Consider the following 16,521-nt stretch of genomic DNA (forward strand, 5'->3'; position numbering starts at 1 on the left):
CATGGTCAGCCAAACCAACGAAGCAGCGCTTGAATCGCACATCGAAAACGCCCTTGCGAAGGACGGCTATCGCGTTGGCGATCCGGCTGACTTTGACCGGGAGTTCGCCGTTGATGGCAAGCTATTTTGGGAATTTCTCGAAGCCACCCAGCCCGAAGAGTTGGCGAAGCTGAAAGACCGGCCCAATTGGCAGCGGCTGGTACTGGAGCGGCTGAGCAAGAAGATCAAGAAAGACAGCGTGCTGGCCGTGCTGAAGAAAGGGCTGGACATTGACGATGCCCATTTCGATCTGCTCTACCGCCTGCCCTACAACGACCTCAACCCCGAGGTGGCAGCCAACTTTGAGGCCAACCGCTTTAGCGTGACCCGGCAGGTGCATTACAGCCAGACGGACACCTTCAAGTCGGTGGACATGGCCCTGTTCGTCAACGGCTTGGCGGTGGCGACGCTGGAACTCAAGAACCCGTGGACAGGCCAGAACGTGCAGAACGCCGTTCGCCAGTACCGCACCGACCGTGACCCCAAGGAGCCGCTGTTCGAGTTTGGCCGCTGCCTGGTGCATTTCGCGGTAGACCCGGACGAGGCTTTCATGTGCGCCCAACTGGCTGGCAACGACAGCAACTTTCTACCGTTCAACAAGGGCTTCAACTACGGCAAGGGCAACCCGGTCAATCGGGGATCAGGAGCCGCTGGCGACAGCGGGGGCCACAAGACGGCGTACCTGTGGCAAGACATTCTGCCGCGCCGCAGCCTGACCAACATCATCGAGCAGTTTGCCAAGTTCACGGTCGAGAAGGACAAGAAGACCGGCAAGGAGCGCAAAGCACTGTTCTTCCCCCGCTATCACCAGCTCGACGTTGTGCGCGGCATTCTTGTGGATGCCCAGCAGAAGGGGGTGGGCCAGACCTACTTGATTCAGCATTCGGCAGGCTCGGGCAAATCCAACTCCATCACATGGCTAGCGTATCAACTGGTGGAGCAGTACGACACCACGGGCACCACGAATCTGTTTGATTCCGTGGTGGTGGTGACAGACCGGCGCGTGCTGGATACCCAGCTCAAGGACAACATCAAGTTGTTCTCTGAAACCAAGAACATCGTTGCGCACTGCGAGAGTGCGCAGGAGCTCAAATACAACCTTGAGCTTGGCAAGAAGATCATCATCACCACGGTGCAGAAGTTCCCGTTCATCGTGGATGGCATCGGGCAACTGTCTGACCGCAAGTTCGCCGTCATCATCGACGAAGCGCACTCTTCCCAGTCTGGCGTGGCTGCTGACAAGGTGAATGAAACCTTGGCGGGTCAAGACGGTGACGAGCCGGTAGACGTGCAAGACCAGATTCTGGCAGCGATGAACGAGCGAAAGATGAGCAAGAACGCCAGCTACTTTGCGTTCACCGCCACGCCGAAGCCCGCCACGCTGGAAAAGTTTGGTCGCCAAGCTGCCGACGGCAAGTTCTACCCCTTCCACCTGTATTCCATGAAGCAAGCCATCGAGGAGAAGTTCATCCTCGACGTGCTGGAGAAATACACCACCTACAAGAGCTACTACGAGGTGCAGAAGTCGGTGGAGGACAACCCGCTGTTCGACACCGCCAAGGCACAGAAGAAGTTGAAGGCTTTTGTCGAAGCCAGCCCGAGGACTATTGAGGTGAAGGCCAGGATCATGGTCGATCACTTCGTGGCCAGTGTGTGGCAAGCCAAGAAACTGAAGGGTAAAGCCAAGGCCATGGTGGTGACGCGCAATATCGAATGCGCCATCCGCTACTTCTTTGCCATACGCGCTGCGCTGAAGGAGGCCAATGCGCCGTTCAAGGCGCTGGTGGCGTTCTCCGGCGAAAAAGTGGTGGACGGCATCAAGTACACCGAAGAGTCCTTGAACGGCTTTTCTGCGCGTGACTTGCCCGACGAGTTCGAGAAGGACGATGCCAAGATTTTGGTGGTTGCCAACAAGTACCTGACCGGCTTTGACGAGCCCATGCTGCACACCATGTACGTGGACAAGAAGCTGCAAGGCGTTCTGGCCGTGCAGGCGCTGTCCCGGCTCAATCGCTGCAACTGGAAGCTGGGCAAGACCGATACCTTCGTACTCGACTTCTACAACTCCGTGGACGATATCAAGGCGGCGTTTGACCCCTTCTACACGTCCACCAGCCTGAGCGAGCCAACGGACGTGAATGTCCTGCACGACCTGAAAGACGTGCTCGACAACTTTGGCATTTACGACTGGGCCGAGGTGACGACCTTCAACGAGAAGTTCTTTGCCAGTGCCGAAGCGGAAGAACTTGCCCCCATCATTGACACGGTGGTGGCCCGCTTCGATGCTGACTTGGACGACGAGCAGCGCATCGACTTCAAAATCAAGGCCAAGCAATTCGTCAAGATTTACGCGCAGGTGGCGGCCATCATCCCGTTCAACAACGTGAACTGGGAAATGTTGCATTGGTTCCTGAAGTTCTTGATCCCCAAGCTGAAGGTCAAAGACCCCGACCAGGACAAGCTGGACGAACTGCTGAACAGCGTTGACCTCTCGACCTATGGGCTGGAACGGTCAAGGCTGGAAGCCAAGATTGGCCTTGATGCAGACGAAACCGAATTGGAGCCACAAAACCCGAACGTGCGAGGCCCGCACATGGGGCCTGGTGACAAAGACCCGCTGGAAGAGATCGTCCGCGCCTTCAATGATCGGCATTTTGCGGGCTGGGAGGCTACGCCCGAAGAGCAGCGCGTCAAGTTCATCAACATCGCCAAGCATGTGGTGAACCACGCCGACTACAAGGCGCAGGTTGAAAACAACCCCGATGCGCAGAACCGGCAACTAGCACTGGAGAAGCTGATTCAAAACGCCGTCAGCATCGAGCGCCGCCGGGAGCTGGATTTGTACAAACGCTACGCCGGCGACCCGGATTTCAAGCGGGCTTTTGATGCGAGTATTTCTAGGTTACTGAGCATGGGCGACTTGAGCGGTCGGCTCAACGGCTGAGCAAGAAAGGGGCTGGGGGTACGGTTACCGCTGGCTGCATACCATGGGTTGCTGATCAACAACCCGCAGCACTCCACTCTTGCTCATTGAAATCGAGAGTGTTGCGCTTCGCTTTTGAATCCGCCAAAACTAAAAGTCACTCCCACTCAATCGTCGCCGGCGGCTTGCTGCTCACGTCGTACGTCACGCGGTTGATCCCCCGCACCTCGTTGATGATGCGCCCCGACACCTTCTTGAGCAGGGCGTAAGGCAGCTCGGCCCAGTCGGCGGTCATGAAGTCGCTGGTCTGCACGGCGCGCAGGGCAACGACGTAATCGTACGTGCGACCATCGCCCATCACGCCCACGCTCTTGACGGGCAGGAAGACGGTGAAGGCCTGGCTGGTGAGGTCGTACCAGGTCTTGCCGGTGGCTTCGTCCACATGGTTGCGCAGCTCTTCGATGAAGATCGCGTCGGCGCGGCGCAGCAGGTCGGCGTATTCTTTTTTCACCTCGCCCAAAATGCGCACACCCAGGCCGGGGCCAGGGAAGGGGTGGCGGTAGACCATTTCGGGCGGCAGGCCCAGGGCCACGCCGAGTTCGCGCACTTCGTCCTTGAACAGGTCGCGCAGGGGCTCCAGCAGCTTCAGGCCCAGTTGCTCGGGCAGGCCACCCACGTTGTGGTGGCTTTTGATGGTGACGGCCTTCTTGCTCTTGGCGCCGCCGGATTCAATCACATCGGGGTAGATGGTGCCCTGGGCCAAGAAGGTGGCGCCCTTGTGGCCGCCGTCGCCGGCCTTGAGCTTGGCGGCCTCGGCCTTGAACACGTCGACGAACAGGCCGCCGATGATCTTGCGCTTGGCTTCGGGTTCGCTCACGCCGGCCAGCTTGCCGAGGAACAGGTCGCTGGCGTCCACGCGGATGACCTTGGCGTGCAGCTTGCCGACGAACATGTCCATGACCATGTCGCCTTCGTTCAGGCGCAGCAAGCCGTGGTCGACGAACACGCAGGTGAGCTGGTCGCCGATGGCGCGGTGGATGAGCGCTGCGGCCACGGAGGAGTCGACACCGCCCGACAGGCCCAGGATCACTTCCTCGTTGCCCACCTGCTGGCGGATGAGCTCCACGGCTTCGGCAATGTGGTCGCGCATGACCCAGTCGGGGCGGGTGCCGCAGATGCCGAGCACGAAGCGGTCGAGCAGCGCCCTGCCCTGCACGGTGTGCGTGACTTCGGGGTGGAACTGCAGGGCGTAGAAGCGGCGTTCTTCGTCGGCCATGCCGGCGATGGGGCAGCTGTCGGTGCTGGCCATGAGTTTGAAGCCCGGGGGCAGCTCGGTGACCTTGTCGCCGTGGCTCATCCAGACGTTGAGCATGCCGTGGCCTTCGGGGGTGGTGAAGTCGGCAATGTCCTTGAGCAGTGCGGTGTGGCCGCGGGCACGCACGGCGGCAAAGCCGAACTCGCGCTTGTGGCCGCCCTCGACCTTGCCGCCCAGCTGGTGGGCCATGGTCTGCATGCCGTAGCAGATGCCGAGCACGGGCAGGCCGAGCGTAAACACGGCTTCGGGCGCCTTGTCGGTGGTGTCTTCGTACACGCTGGCGTGGCTGCCCGACAGGATGATGCCCTTGAGCGAGCCGTCCTTGGCGTAGTCGCGCACCCACTCGTCCGTCACGTCGCAGGGGTGCACTTCGCAGTACACGTTGGCTTCGCGCACGCGGCGGGCGATGAGCTGGGTGACTTGCGAGCCGAAATCGAGAATGAGGATTTTCTGGTGTTGCATGGCGTTGGGCGGCGGTTGGGGTGTTTTAAAGGCTGGAAAGGTCGAGAAGCGGCACGCCGCTGCGCTGGGCAGCGGCTGCCTGGGCGGGGTCGAAGGTGGCCAGGGGCAGGCGCAGCGAGCGGGCCAGCCACAGGTAGGCGGCGTCGAAGGTGGGCAGGCCGGTGTCGAGCGCCACGTCCATCACGGCCTTGTGCTGGGCGGGAGCCAGCTCGTGCAGCTCCACGCGGTGGCGTATGGCTTCGAGCACGCCCCACAGGCCTTCGACCGATGCAGGCGGGATGCGGCCGCTGTGCACGCCGCTGCTGATGAGGTTGCTGCACTCCCACTGCCAGAGGTTGGGGGCCTGGGGCTCGACCTCGTCGCGGCGGATCAGGGTGTACAGGCGGCGTGTGTGCTCGCTGGCGGCGTCGGGCAGCAGCCAGGCGGCGGTGACGGAGGCGTCGAGGACGAAGGCGGTCATGCTGCTGCAGCCCTGCCCTTGCGGCGCAAGGTGTCGGGGGCGGCGGTAGTGGCGGACTCGCCTGCGGGGCGGATGCTGGCGTGCAGGGCATCCATCTGGCCCAGCTCCCGGGCGATCTGCTCGTCGGTGATGACGGGGCGGCGGCGCACGGGCAGCAGGCGCACCACCTCTTTGCCGTGGCGGGTGATGCGCACTTCCTCGCCCTGCTCGACCAGCTCGATCAGGGCAGAGAACCTGCTCTTGGCTTCGTAGATGCCGACGGACTGCATGGATGCGCGGACCCCCAAAAAGAAAAAGTCTGGCCTGAATGGTGAATTCAGACCAGACTATATCATTCTGACCAGATATTTTCAATCAGGCCAGATTGCTTCCACAACGATCAGTCAGCGCGGTAGTTCGGCGCTTCCTTGGTGATCTGCACGTCGTGCACGTGGCTTTCGCGGATGCCGGCGGTGGTGATCTCGACGAACTCAGCCTTGTTGTTCATGTCGTCGATGGTGGCGCAACCGCAGTAGCCCATGGCGGCGCGCACGCCACCGGCCATCTGGAACACGATGGAGACCATGGAGCCCTTGTAGGGCACGCGGCCTTCGATGCCTTCGGGCACGAGCTTGTCGGCATTGGGGTTGCCGGTGGTCGACTCCTGGAAGTAGCGGTCGGCACTGCCCTGCTGCATGGCGCCGATGCTGCCCATGCCGCGGTAGCTCTTGTAGCTGCGGCCCTGGTACAGGATGACTTCGCCGGGGGCCTCTTCGGTGCCCGCGAACATGCCGCCCATCATGATGGTGCTGGCGCCTGCGGCGAGGGCCTTGGCGATGTCGCCGCTGTAGCGCACGCCGCCGTCCGCGATCAGCGGCACGCCGGTGCCTCGCAGGGCGGTGGCCACGTTGTCGATGGCCATGATCTGGGGCACGCCCACACCGGCCACGATGCGCGTGGTGCAGATGGAGCCAGGGCCGATACCGACCTTGACCGCATCGGCACCGGCTTCGGCCAGCGCCAGCGCGGCCGCGCCGGTGGCGATGTTGCCGCCGATGACGTCGATCTGCGGGTAGTTTTGCTTGACCCAGCGCACGCGCTCGATCACGCCCTTGCTGTGGCCGTGGGCGGTGTCGACCACGATGGCGTCCACACCAGCCTTGACCAGGGCTTCGACACGCTCTTCGGTGCCCTCGCCCACGCCGACAGCGGCGCCCACGCGCAGGCGACCCGAGGCGTCGCGTGCGGCGTTGGGGAAGCTGGTTTGCTTGGTGATGTCCTTGACGGTGATAACGCCCTTGAGCTCGAAGGCGTCGTTGACGACCAGGATGCGCTCGAGCTTGTGCTTGTTGAGCAGCGCCTTGGCTTCGGCCGGCGTGGTGCCGTCCTTTTCGTTGACGGTGACCAGCTTTTCGCGCGGGGTCATGATCTGGTGGACCTTGACGTCGTAGCGCGTCTCGAAGCGCAGGTCGCGGCCGGTGACGATACCCACCACCTTGCCGCCGTCGCACACCGGGAAGCCCGAGATGCCCAGTTGCTCGGACAGCTGCAGCACCTGCAGCACGGTGTGCTCGGGGGTGATGACCACCGGGTCGCGCAGCACGCCGGATTCGTAGCGCTTGACCTTGGCCACCTGGGCGGCCTGCTCTTGCGCCGTGAGGTTCTTGTGCACGATGCCGATGCCGCCCTCCTGGGCAATGGCAATGGCCAGGCGCGCCTCGGTCACGGTGTCCATAGCGGCGGACACAAGGGGCAGGTTCAGCTGGATGTTACGGGAGAGTTTCGTCGCGAGGGACGTGTCCTTGGGCAGGACCTGGGAGTACGCTGGCACCAGCAACACATCGTCGAAGGTGAGCGCTTTTCCAAGAAGGCGCATGAGAAAGCTCCAAAAGACGGATTGTACCCGCGTCCGTAACAAGCTGCCCGGCGGGGCGCCCGACACCAGGCCCGGCCAGGGGTCAGGCGGTACCCGCCCCGGGCTGGCCGCACTGGCGGCAGACTTGTTGCACCGCTAAACTTGTCTCTATGAAATTGCAAAAGCTTGTATTGCTGGCCGTGGCCTGCACCTGGGCCCTGGGTGCCGCCGCCCAATGGCAATGGATCGACAAGGACGGCCGCAAGGTCTTCAGCGACCGCCCGCCGCCGCAGGATATTCCTGAAAAGAACATGCTCAAGCAGCCGGGCTTTGGTGCCCCGCGCGTGACGCCCGCCGCCCCTGCAGCGGCACCGGCAGCCGCCGCCGCGCCGGCGGGTGCAAGCGCCGCCGCCCCTGGCGCAGCGGCCGCCCCTGCAGCAGCGGCCAGCGGCGCTGCTGCCAGCGGCAAGGACAAGGAGTTGGAGAAGCGCAAGGCCGAGGCCGAAGCGGCCGAAGCCGCCAAGAAGAAGGCCGAAGACGAGAAGGTCGCCAAGGCCAAGGCAGAAAATTGCACGCGGGCACGTGAGGCCAAAGCGCTGATGGACTCGGGCACACCGCTGCGCCAAACCAACGCCCAAGGCGAGCGCGTGTTCCTCGACGAAGCCCAGCGCGCGGCCGAGACCAAGCGCATCAACGCGGCCATTGCCGCCGATTGCAAACGCTGATCGGCGCAATCGTGGCAAAAAAACGGCGCCCAGGGCGCCGTTTTTGTTTCAATTAGTATCCTGATTTGCTGCCCGGCCGCTGCCGGGCGAAGAGGCCGGTGGCGCGGGCGCCCTGCCGCGCAAAACGCTCACGCCGTGCGACCTTGGGGTCCACCTTCAGGTCGCGGTACAGCTCGACCCGGTCCTGGTCCTTGAGCACGGTGGTCTCGGGCTGCGCGCGGCCCCAGATTCCGCACACCATGCCCTCGCGCCGTGCGGCCAGGGGCCCGGCGGCCTGCAGGGCGTCGGCCAGGGTGCTGCCGGCGGGCAGTTGCACGGTGCATTCACTGACCTGCCGCGGCGCCAGCGAGAGCACCACGGTGATCTGCATCAGCGCGGGGATTGCCGGGGCCTGCGCCGCACCTGCCGCCCCATCAGCCATAGACCTGCTCCGCACGCTTCACGAAGGCATCGACCATGCTGCCCGCGATGCGGTCGAACACGGGGCCCACCAGCGCGGCCAGGGCGGCGTTGTCGAAGCCGTAGTTCAGGCTCAGCTCGACCTTGCAGGCGCGCTGGCTGCCGTCGCCCACGGGTTGGAAGTGCCAGTCGCCGTCGAGCTGCGAGAACGGGCCCTTGACCAGGCGCATCTGCACGCGCCGACCCGCCTCGTGCGTGTTGCGCGTGACAAAGGTCTTGTGGATGCCGCCAAAGGCAATGCCGACCTCGGCCGTCATGCCCTCATCCGACTGCTCCAGCACGGTGGCGCTGTCGCACCAGGGCAGGAACTCGGGGTACTTGGCGACCCCCGTGACCAGGGCGAACATTTCTTCGGGGCTGTACCAGATGAGGACGGACTTGTTGACGGTTTTCATGCAGGAAGGGGGGTTCTGGCCGGGACCATCGCAGGATGAGAGTGATCGGCCAGAGAACATCAGGGACTCACACCCTAAAATGACAGACTCGAGACCAACATTGTAGGGAGGCCTTTTATCTCCTCATTTGCGCCTCAATTAATAACCCATGGCCAAGAAACCCGATCCAACCGCCCGCATTGCCGATAACAAGAAGGCGGCCTACAACTATTTCTTCGAAGAACGCCACGAGGCAGGCATGGTCCTGTACGGCTGGGAAGTGAAGGCACTGCGCGAAGGCAAGGTGCAGCTGACCGATGGCTACGTGATCATCCGCGATGGCGAGCTGTTCCTGCTGGGCTGCCAGATCAACCCGCTCAAGACCGCTTCGACCCACGTCAACCCCGATGCCATCCGCACCAAGAAGCTGCTGCTCAAGAAGGATGACATCAAGCACCTGATCATCAAGGTTGAGCAAAAGGGCTACACGCTGGTGCCGCTGAACCTGCACTGGAAGAACGGCTACGTGAAGTGCGAGGTGGCCCTGGCCAAGGGCAAGGCCGAGCACGACAAGCGCGACACCATCAAGGACCGCGAAGGCAAGCGCGAAGTCGAGCGCGCCATGAAGAGTCGCAACCGCTGACGCCTGGCTGACAGGTTCTTCTGATTTTTTTCATGCGCGGTGGAATAAACCACTGCGCCCCGGTGTTGGTGGAGGTGCTGGGCGGCGTTGGCCGTTGCATGCAAACCCCTCTTCTTCCACCTGGAGAAACCATGAAAAAGATCCTGTCCATCGCTGCGTTCCTGGCCGTTGCCGGCTGCTCCTCCATGGCCGCCGACGGCCCCGTAAAAACCACGGATGGCGTGCTCGTGGGCGCCGGCGGCATGACGCTGTACACCTTCGACCGCGACACCGCGGGCAGCGGCAAGTCGGTGTGCAACGGCCCCTGCGCCACCAACTGGCCGCCGCTGATGGCCGACAAGGCCCCCGGCGCCGACTACAGCGTGGTCACGCGCGACGATGGCAAGACCCAGCTGGCCTACAAGGGCAAGCCGCTGTACTACTGGGTCAAGGACACCAAGCCGGGCGACAAGACCGGCGATGGCGTAAACCAGGTCTGGCGCACGGCCAAGCCCTGATCGGAGCGCCCCGCTGGTATGAACCGCACCCAGGTTGTCGAGCAGTTGCCCGCATTGCGCCGCTATGCGCGCGTGCTCACGGGCGATGCCTGGGCGGCCGACGACCTGGTGCAGGACACGCTGGAGCGGGCCTGCAGCAAATGGCTGCTGTGGCGCACCGGCAGCGACCTGCGGGCCTGGTTGTTCACGCTGATGCACAACCTGTACCTCAACCAATTGCGCGCCCGGCCACCCTTGCCCCACCTGGATGTGGATGAGCTGCACGACAGCCTGCAAGCCAGCGCCGGCCTGGGCGACGACGCGCTGGACCTGGAGCGTTGCCTGCAGCGCCTGCCGCCCGAGCAGCGCGCCGTGCTGCTGCTGGTGACGCTGGAGGACATGGACTATGGCGACACGGCGCGCATCCTGGGCATTCCCGTGGGCACGGTGATGTCGCGCCTGTCGCGCGCGCGCAGCCGCCTGCGCCTGCTAATGGAGCGCGCCCCTGCCGCCCCCGCCGGCAACCACGCCGACCCCGATGCACCCACCGGCCAGCCAACCCCCTTGCGCCGCCTCAAATAAATGAAGCCCGAGCGCCAGCCCGCCATGGACAAGCACCCACACCACCACCCTGCCCCACCCGCCGACGACGAAGCCGCATGGCACGCGCTGGCGGACGGCCGCCTGTCGCCAGCCGATGCGGCCGCCCTGCGCCGCCGGCTCGAAGGCCAGGCAGGGGCCGAAGAGACCCTGGCGCACTGGCAGCAGCAGCGCCAGCAACTGCGTGCCCTGCACCAGGGTGTGCTGGACGAGCCCGTGCCGGAGGCCCTGGTGGCCGCTGCGCTGCGCACCTCAGCCCGCCGGGATCAACAAGACCGCTGGTGGCGCTGGGGCGGCATGGCTGCATCGGTGCTGCTGGCGTTTGCACTGGGCTGGACCGGGCGCAGCCTGTGGCCCGGCACGGCCAGCCCCCCAGGGCCCGCGCTGGCACTGGCCAGCACCACCACCGCGCAACACTTTGCCCAGCAGGCGGCCGTGGCGCATGCGGTGTACCAACCCGAAGTGCGCCACCCCGTGGAGGTGCCGGCCGCGCAGCAGGAGCACCTGGTGCAGTGGCTTTCCAAGCGGCTCGGGCGCCCGCTCAAGCTGCCCGTGCTGGCAGACGAGGGCTACGAGCTCGTGGGTGGCCGGCTGCTGCCCGGCGAGGCTGGTGCGCGCGCGCAGTTCATGTACCAGAACGGCCAGGGCGAGCGCATCACGCTGTACCTGGGCGCCGTCGCCGCAGGCAAGCCCGGCGCAGCAACGGCCGCAGCGAAGAAGCCCGATGCCGGAGAAACCGCCTTCCAGTTCACCAGCGAAGGCCCGGTCCCGGGCTTTTACTGGGTGGACCAGGGCTTTGGCTATGCGCTCAGCGGCCAGCTGTCACGCCAGCAACTGCTGGTATTGGCGTCGGCGGTGTACCGGCAGCTCTAGCGTTTCTTCTACGGAGCCGCTTTCAGCCGTATCAGGCCAGTGCGGCCAGGGGGTGCGAGTGCGCGGGCCAGGGGCTGGCGAAGAACGGCGCCACCATCGCGGGCGTGACGTCTTCGATGCGCGCGGGGTTCCACTTCGGCGCATGGTCCTTGTCCACGGCCAGGGCGCGGATGCCCTCCACCGTTTCGCTCTGGCCGGGGCGCAGGTAAAAGCAGTGGCGCACCATGTCGCGCTCCATGCGCAGGTCATCGGCCAGGCCCATGCCGCGGGCGCGGCGGATCTGCTCGAGCACCACGTGCAGCATCAGCGGGGAGCGCTTGCGCAGCGTGGCGGCGGTGGCGCGTGCCCAGTCGGAATCGGCGGCTTCGAGCGCGCGCACGATCTCGCCCACGGTAGGCAGGGCAAAGTAGGCATCGGCCTGCGCCAGCGCGGCCGGCACGCCCTGGTTCTTGGGCAGCAGGTGCGAGACGACGAAGGCCTTGACGGCGTTGGCATCGGCAAACGGCTGCGTGCCCAGGGCCTCCCACACGGGGGCCTGCTGGCCCACGGGGATGCAGCCATCGGCCAGGTTGCAGGCCACGGCCGCATCGGCACCGATGGTGTCGCCCGTGAGCGCCAGCCACTCGCCCGCACTGCCGGGGCAGCGGGCCAGGAAGTAGCCGCCGCCCACGTCGGGGAACAGGCCGATGGCCGTCTCGGGCATGGCCATCTTCGTGCGCTCGGTCACCACGCGCAATGCGGCGCCCTGGCTGATACCCATGCCGCCGCCCATGACGATGCCGTCCATGAAGGCGATGTAAGGCTTGGCGTAGTTGTGGATCAGGTGGTTGAGCGCGTATTCCTCGGTGAAGAAGTCCTCGAGCTGCGGGTTGCCCTGGCTGCCGGCCTGGTGCAAAAAGCGGATGTCGCCACCGGCGCAGAAGGCGCCGAAAGGGCCCTCCTTGTTGCTGCCGCGGATGGCCACGGCCAGCACCGCGTCATCGTGCTGCCAGGCGAGCAGGATGGCCATGAGATCGCGCACCATGCCCAAGGAGAGCGCGTTGAGCGCGCGCGGGCGGTTCAGCGTGATGAAGCCCACCTGGCCGCGCACCTCGCTGAGCACCTCGGGGGCTGCTGCTGCGGCGGCTGCCGTATTCGTTGTCGTCTCCGTCATGGTTGTTCCTTCCAAGCCAATAGTTCATTGAAAACCAGTGCGCCGATCACCAGCGCGCCACCCGCCAGCACGGCGGCCCCGGGCTCCTCGCCCGCACCCAGCCATGCCAGCAAAATACCAAAGATCACTTCCAGCAGGCTCAGCAGCGCGATCTCGGGTGCCTTGAGCACCTGGCCGCAACGCACTGCCAGCACGCAGGGGATGGCCAGCTGCACCACGCCCAGCAGGGCCAGCAGCCCCAGGTCGTGCGCCGAGGCCTCGAACGGCAAGGCCAGCGGCAGTGTGGCCACCACCGAAAGCACCGCGCCCACCAGCACGGCGGGGACCAGGTCCACCTGGTGCCCGTGGCGCTGGGAATGCTGCACCACCGTCCAGTTCACGGCACCGGCAATCGGCACGCACAGCGCGACCAGCGTGCCCACCAGGGGCAGTCCGGCCATCTGCGCGCCATACATCCAGGCGATGCCCAGGCCCGCCACCCCGATGGCCGCCCAGGTGCGGGGCGCGATGTGGTGGCCGATGAAGACGCGGGCGAGCAACGCGGTGAGCAGCGGCGCCACGGCCATGGTGACCAGCACGTTGGCCACCGGCATGAGCAGGATGGCCACCATGAAGGCGGTGAACATCACGGCCCAGCACAGGCCGGCGATCCACAGCGCCATGCCGCCCTTGCGCATGGATGCGAACACCGCACGCCCCTGCAGCGCAGGCAGTATCACCAGCAATGCCGCCAGCGTGAACAGGCTGCGCCAGAAGGTGACCTCGAAGCTGCGTGCCGCCTCCAGATGGCGCGTGACGACGCCGGCGATGGACCACATCAGGGTCACCACCACCATCAGGGCCACGGCACGGGAATGCGTGAGCTTCAGCAAGGGCATCGGGGATACGGGGGCATCAACATGGCAAAAAGGGCCACAGCGTAACAGCAGTGGCCCTTCAGGCGGCAGGCGGGGGCGCACGGCCCCCCTCATGCCATCAGCGACTCAGGCAGCTCAGGAACGGCCTGCGCGCTTGCGCTCGTTCTCGGTCAGGTGGCGCTTGCGGATGCGGATCGACTTGGGCGTGATCTCGACCAGTTCGTCGTCCTCGATGAACTCCACCGCGTATTCGAGCGTGGCGTCGATGGGCGGCGTGATCTTGATCGCGTCTTCCTTGCCGGACACGCGGAAGTTGGTCAGCTGCTTGGTACGCGTGGCGTTCACCACCAGGTCGTTGTCGCGGCTGTGGATGCCGACGATCATGCCTTCGTACACGGGATCGTTGGCCTTCACGAACATGCGGCCACGGTCGTCGAGCTTGCCCAGGGCGTAGGTGAAGATTTCACCGTCGTCCATGGAGATCAGCACGCCGTTCTTGCGACCGCCGATGTCGCCCTTGTGCGGCTCGTAGCTGTCGAAGATGTTGCTGATCAGGCCCGAGCCACGCGTCAGGTTCAGGAATTCGTTGGTGAAGCCGATCAGGCCACGCGCAGGGATGCGGTACTCCAGGCGCACGCGGCCACGGCCGTCCGGCTCCATGTTCACCAGCTCGCCCTTGCGCTCGCCCAGGGCCTGCATCACGCCGCCCTGGTGGCCTTCTTCGATGTCGGCCGTCACCAGCTCGATAGGCTCGTGCTTCTCGCCGTTCACGTCGCGGAACACGACGCGGGGCTTGGACACGGCCAGTTCATAGCCTTCGCGGCGCATGTTTTCCAGCAGGATGGTCAGGTGCAGTTCGCCGCGACCCATGACCTCGAAGATACCTTCTTCGTCGGTTTCCTTCACGCGCAGGGCCACGTTGTGCTGCAGTTCCTTTTGCAGGCGGTCCCAGATCTGGCGGCTGGTCACGAACTTGCCTTCACGGCCTGCCAGTGGCGAGGTGTTCACGCAGAAGTTCATGGTCAGCGTGGGCTCGTCCACCTTGAGCATGGGCAGCGGCGAGGGGTTGGCAGGGTCGGTGATGGTCACGCCGATGCCGATGTCTTCGATGCCGTTGATCAGCACGATGTCGCCAGGGCCGGCCAGCGGCGTCTGCATGCGATCGAGGCCCTGGAAGGTCAGCACCTGGTTGACGCGGCCCTTGACGGCCTTGCCATCGGGACCTTCCATGACGACCACGTCCATCATGGGCTTGATGGTGCCCTGGCTGATGCGGCCCACGCCGATGCGGCCCACGAAGGTGGAGAAATCCAGCGCCGAGATCTGCAGCTGCAGCGGAGCAGCCGGGTCGCCCGAGTTCGGGGGAACGTGCTTGAGGATGGTGTTGAACAGGGCCGACATGTCGGGGCCCCACTGCTCGCCAGGCGCGCCTTCTTCGAGCGACGACCAGCCGTTGATGCCCGAGGCGTAGACCACGGGGAAGTCGAGCTGCTCGTCGGTGGCACCCAGCTTGTCGAACAGGTCGAAAGCGGCGTTCACCACCTTGTCGGGGTTGGCACCGGGCTTGTCCACCTTGTTCACGACCAGGATGGGGCGCAGGCCCAGGGCCAAGGCCTTCTTGGTCACGAAGCGCGTCTGGGGCATGGGGCCCTCTTGCGCGTCGATCAGCAACACCACGCTGTCCACCATGGACAGGGCGCGCTCCACTTCACCGCCGAAGTCCGCGTGACCGGGGGTGTCCACGATGTTGATGTGCGTGCCTTCCCAGCTCACGGCGCAGTTCTTGGCCAGGATCGTGATGCCACGCTCTTTTTCGATCGCGTTGTTGTCCATCACCGTGTCGACCACCTTTTCGTGGTCAGCGAAAGTGCCGGACTGGCGCAGCAATTGGTCCACCATGGTGGTCTTGCCATGGTCAACGTGGGCGATGATGGCGATGTTGCGGATCTGTTTAGTCATAGTTTTTCCAATGTGCCGCTGGCTTGCAGGTGCGGCGTACCTTCCAAAATTTGTTGAATTTCCAGCGGACTCAGGAGCCTGTCGGGCACCAGCTCCCCGCCCACGATGTGGCCCACCCCCAGCAGTGCCGGGGGATTGTCGCCAAACACTGCCACGGCCCCGGCATCGGGCCAGGTACCACGGCGGCGCACGCCCGACAGGAAACGAGCAGCATTCTCGCTGTCCAGCGTGACACGCACGTGCTGCGCCAGCAGGGATTCGGGCGGCTCCAGCTGTTCGAGCCGCGCCCCCTCTTCCATGGCTTCGAGCTGCGCCAGCGTGACGCAGCGCTCCACGCCGATACCACCGGTATCGATGCGGCGCAAAAACGTCAGGTGCGCGCCGAAACCCAGCGCAGCCCCCACGTCCTCACCCAGGGTGCGGATATAGGTGCCCTTGCTGCACTGCACCACCATTTTAAGGGCGATGGCATCCGGATTGTCCGCCAGCAGTGTGAGGGAAAGCGAATGGATCACCACGTCGCGTGCCGGCCGCTCCACCTCGATGCCAGCGCGCGCGTATTCGTACAGTGCCTTGCCGTCCTTCTTGAGGGCGCTGTGCATGGGCGGCACCTGCTTGATGGGGCCTGTGAACTGCTGCTGCACGGCGGCCAGGCGCTCGGGCGTGAGTTCGGCCAGCACCACGGGGCGGCGTTCGATCACATCGCCCTCGGCATCACCGGTGGTGGTGGTCACGCCCAGCAGGGCCACGGCTTCGTAGGTCTTGGGGGCATCGAGCTGCAGCTGGCTGAACTTGGTGGCAGCACCAAAGCACAGCGGCAGCACGCCGGTGGCCAGCGGGTCGAGCGTGCCGGTATGGCCCGCCTTTTCGGCGCGCAGCAGCCATTTCGCCTTCTGCAAGGCGTCGTTGCTCGACAGGCCGAGCGGTTTGTCCAACAGCAACACCCCGTGCACAGGGCGCCGCTGCACCCTGGTGCGAGGCGCGTGCATGGGCTACTCCTCTTTCGCGCGCGAAGAAACGGCCTTGGCGATCAAGGCGTTCATGTCGGCCGCCCGCTCGGAGGTGCGGTCGTAGACGAAGTGCAGCGTGGGCACCGTGTGGATGTGCAGGCGCTTGAACAGGCCATTGCGCAGGAATCCAGCCGCCTGGTTGAGCGCCGCCTGCGTTTCCACAGGGTCGCCCACCAGCAGGCTGAAGAACACCTTGGCGTGTGCGTAGTCGGGAGTCACCTCCACACCCTGCAGCGTCACCATGCCCACGCGCGGGTCTTTCAACTCGCGCGCGATCAGCTCCGTCAGATCGCGCTGGATCTGATCGGCGACCTTGAAGGCGCGGTTCGGGGTGGAGGACTTCTTCTTCGCAGCCATCG

Annotated in this window: 17 protein-coding genes; 6 read left to right on the plus strand and 11 right to left on the minus strand. The window is 64.8% G+C overall.

Annotated features, from left to right (window positions below):
* Position 1: 1 nt before the first annotated feature.
* Complete coding sequence (locus AC07PA_RS14600; RefSeq protein ID WP_494608443.1) at positions 2-2,983, plus strand: type I restriction endonuclease subunit R; 2,982 nt, start codon at positions 2-4, stop codon at positions 2,981-2,983.
* A 136-nt stretch (positions 2,984-3,119) separates the two neighbouring features.
* Here AC07PA_RS14600 and guaA read toward each other — a convergent pair whose 3' ends face one another.
* The 4 genes from guaA to guaB all read right to left on the minus strand — a co-directional run bounded on the left by guaA (position 3,120) and on the right by guaB (position 7,054).
* The gene (gene guaA / locus AC07PA_RS14605) at positions 3,120-4,739 is read right to left on the minus strand and encodes a glutamine-hydrolyzing GMP synthase (RefSeq protein WP_494608444.1); all 1,620 of its coding nucleotides are present in this window, start codon (positions 4,737-4,739) and stop codon (positions 3,120-3,122) included.
* 25 nt (positions 4,740-4,764) lie between these two features.
* Complete coding sequence (locus tag AC07PA_RS14610) at positions 4,765-5,199, minus strand: type II toxin-antitoxin system VapC family toxin (protein ID WP_494608445.1); 435 nt, start codon at positions 5,197-5,199, stop codon at positions 4,765-4,767.
* Positions 5,196-5,468 (minus strand): type II toxin-antitoxin system Phd/YefM family antitoxin, encoded by a 273-nt coding sequence (locus tag AC07PA_RS14615; RefSeq protein WP_494608446.1) that lies wholly within the window; start codon positions 5,466-5,468, stop codon positions 5,196-5,198. Before AC07PA_RS14615 ends, AC07PA_RS14610 begins: the two co-directional genes overlap by 4 nt.
* 110 nt (positions 5,469-5,578) lie before the next feature.
* Entirely contained in the window at positions 5,579-7,054 is a 1,476-nt protein-coding gene (guaB, locus tag AC07PA_RS14620; protein ID WP_494608447.1) for an IMP dehydrogenase, read from the minus strand.
* A 149-nt stretch (positions 7,055-7,203) separates the two neighbouring features.
* Here guaB and AC07PA_RS14625 point away from each other — a divergent pair, with 149 nt between their 5' ends.
* Positions 7,204-7,758: a DUF4124 domain-containing protein gene (locus AC07PA_RS14625; protein WP_494608448.1), complete on the plus strand. Its 555-nt coding sequence runs from the start codon at positions 7,204-7,206 to the stop codon at positions 7,756-7,758.
* Positions 7,759-7,810: 52 nt separating this feature from the next.
* On the opposite strand, the gene AC07PA_RS14630 is transcribed toward AC07PA_RS14625, so the two are convergent.
* Positions 7,811-8,179 (minus strand): RnfH family protein, encoded by a 369-nt coding sequence (locus AC07PA_RS14630; protein WP_494608449.1) that lies wholly within the window; start codon positions 8,177-8,179, stop codon positions 7,811-7,813.
* Positions 8,172-8,612, minus strand: a complete 441-nt coding sequence (locus AC07PA_RS14635) for a type II toxin-antitoxin system RatA family toxin (RefSeq protein ID WP_007856985.1) — start codon at positions 8,610-8,612, stop codon at positions 8,172-8,174. The genes AC07PA_RS14630 and AC07PA_RS14635 overlap by 8 nt, the downstream gene beginning before the upstream one ends.
* Positions 8,613-8,760: 148 nt before the next feature.
* Here AC07PA_RS14635 and smpB point away from each other — a divergent pair, with 148 nt between their 5' ends.
* From smpB to AC07PA_RS14655, 4 genes are all read left to right on the plus strand, one after another.
* Entirely contained in the window at positions 8,761-9,234 is a 474-nt protein-coding gene (smpB, locus tag AC07PA_RS14640) for an SsrA-binding protein SmpB (protein WP_007856984.1), read from the plus strand.
* A 131-nt stretch (positions 9,235-9,365) separates the two neighbouring features.
* A complete protein-coding gene (locus tag AC07PA_RS14645; RefSeq protein WP_494608450.1) occupies positions 9,366-9,731 on the plus strand; it encodes a COG4315 family predicted lipoprotein in 366 nt (121 codons plus the stop codon).
* An 18-nt stretch (positions 9,732-9,749) separates the two neighbouring features.
* Positions 9,750-10,292 carry an RNA polymerase sigma factor gene (locus tag AC07PA_RS14650; protein WP_494608451.1) on the plus strand — a complete coding sequence of 181 codons (543 nt, stop codon included), beginning with the start codon at positions 9,750-9,752 and terminating at the stop codon, positions 10,290-10,292.
* A 24-nt stretch (positions 10,293-10,316) separates the two neighbouring features.
* Positions 10,317-11,183 carry an anti-sigma factor family protein gene (locus AC07PA_RS14655; protein ID WP_494608452.1) on the plus strand — a complete coding sequence of 289 codons (867 nt, stop codon included), beginning with the start codon at positions 10,317-10,319 and terminating at the stop codon, positions 11,181-11,183.
* Positions 11,184-11,214: 31 nt separating this feature from the next.
* Here the strand turns inward: AC07PA_RS14655 and AC07PA_RS14660 are convergent, their stop codons facing one another.
* The 5 genes from AC07PA_RS14660 to rbfA form a co-directional block, all read right to left on the minus strand.
* Positions 11,215-12,336 carry an enoyl-CoA hydratase/isomerase family protein gene (locus AC07PA_RS14660; RefSeq protein WP_494608453.1) on the minus strand — a complete coding sequence of 374 codons (1,122 nt, stop codon included), beginning with the start codon at positions 12,334-12,336 and terminating at the stop codon, positions 11,215-11,217.
* Positions 12,333-13,214 carry a DMT family transporter gene (locus tag AC07PA_RS14665; protein ID WP_494608454.1) on the minus strand — a complete coding sequence of 294 codons (882 nt, stop codon included), beginning with the start codon at positions 13,212-13,214 and terminating at the stop codon, positions 12,333-12,335. Before AC07PA_RS14665 ends, AC07PA_RS14660 begins: the two co-directional genes overlap by 4 nt.
* 114 nt (positions 13,215-13,328) lie before the next feature.
* On the minus strand, positions 13,329-15,152 hold the full coding sequence (gene typA / locus AC07PA_RS14670) for a translational GTPase TypA (RefSeq protein WP_494608455.1): 1,824 nt from the start codon (positions 15,150-15,152) through the stop codon (positions 13,329-13,331).
* Positions 15,149-16,141, minus strand: a complete 993-nt coding sequence (gene truB / locus AC07PA_RS14675) for a tRNA pseudouridine(55) synthase TruB (RefSeq protein WP_494608456.1) — start codon at positions 16,139-16,141, stop codon at positions 15,149-15,151. Before truB ends, typA begins: the two co-directional genes overlap by 4 nt.
* A 3-nt stretch (positions 16,142-16,144) precedes the next feature.
* Positions 16,145-16,519, minus strand: a complete 375-nt coding sequence (gene rbfA, locus AC07PA_RS14680; protein WP_007851039.1) for a 30S ribosome-binding factor RbfA — start codon at positions 16,517-16,519, stop codon at positions 16,145-16,147.
* Positions 16,520-16,521 lie beyond the last annotated feature (2 nt).

Source organism: Acidovorax sp. GW821-FHT09B03 (assembly GCF_059418305.1).

Coding starts and splice junctions, on each gene's coding strand:
- AC07PA_RS14600 (WP_494608443.1), top strand. CDS start 2: ATGGTCAGCCAAACCAACGAAGCAGCGCTTGAATCGCACATCGAAAAC.
- guaA (WP_494608444.1), bottom strand. CDS start 4,739: ATGCAACACCAGAAAATCCTCATTCTCGATTTCGGCTCGCAAGTCACC.
- AC07PA_RS14610 (WP_494608445.1), bottom strand. CDS start 5,199: ATGACCGCCTTCGTCCTCGACGCCTCCGTCACCGCCGCCTGGCTGCTG.
- AC07PA_RS14615 (WP_494608446.1), bottom strand. CDS start 5,468: ATGCAGTCCGTCGGCATCTACGAAGCCAAGAGCAGGTTCTCTGCCCTG.
- guaB (WP_494608447.1), bottom strand. CDS start 7,054: ATGCGCCTTCTTGGAAAAGCGCTCACCTTCGACGATGTGTTGCTGGTG.
- AC07PA_RS14625 (WP_494608448.1), top strand. CDS start 7,204: ATGAAATTGCAAAAGCTTGTATTGCTGGCCGTGGCCTGCACCTGGGCC.
- AC07PA_RS14630 (WP_494608449.1), bottom strand. CDS start 8,179: ATGGCTGATGGGGCGGCAGGTGCGGCGCAGGCCCCGGCAATCCCCGCG.
- AC07PA_RS14635 (WP_007856985.1), bottom strand. CDS start 8,612: ATGAAAACCGTCAACAAGTCCGTCCTCATCTGGTACAGCCCCGAAGAA.
- smpB (WP_007856984.1), top strand. CDS start 8,761: ATGGCCAAGAAACCCGATCCAACCGCCCGCATTGCCGATAACAAGAAG.
- AC07PA_RS14645 (WP_494608450.1), top strand. CDS start 9,366: ATGAAAAAGATCCTGTCCATCGCTGCGTTCCTGGCCGTTGCCGGCTGC.
- AC07PA_RS14650 (WP_494608451.1), top strand. CDS start 9,750: ATGAACCGCACCCAGGTTGTCGAGCAGTTGCCCGCATTGCGCCGCTAT.
- AC07PA_RS14655 (WP_494608452.1), top strand. CDS start 10,317: ATGGACAAGCACCCACACCACCACCCTGCCCCACCCGCCGACGACGAA.
- AC07PA_RS14660 (WP_494608453.1), bottom strand. CDS start 12,336: ATGACGGAGACGACAACGAATACGGCAGCCGCCGCAGCAGCAGCCCCC.
- AC07PA_RS14665 (WP_494608454.1), bottom strand. CDS start 13,214: ATGCCCTTGCTGAAGCTCACGCATTCCCGTGCCGTGGCCCTGATGGTG.
- typA (WP_494608455.1), bottom strand. CDS start 15,152: ATGACTAAACAGATCCGCAACATCGCCATCATCGCCCACGTTGACCAT.
- truB (WP_494608456.1), bottom strand. CDS start 16,141: ATGCACGCGCCTCGCACCAGGGTGCAGCGGCGCCCTGTGCACGGGGTG.
- rbfA (WP_007851039.1), bottom strand. CDS start 16,519: ATGGCTGCGAAGAAGAAGTCCTCCACCCCGAACCGCGCCTTCAAGGTC.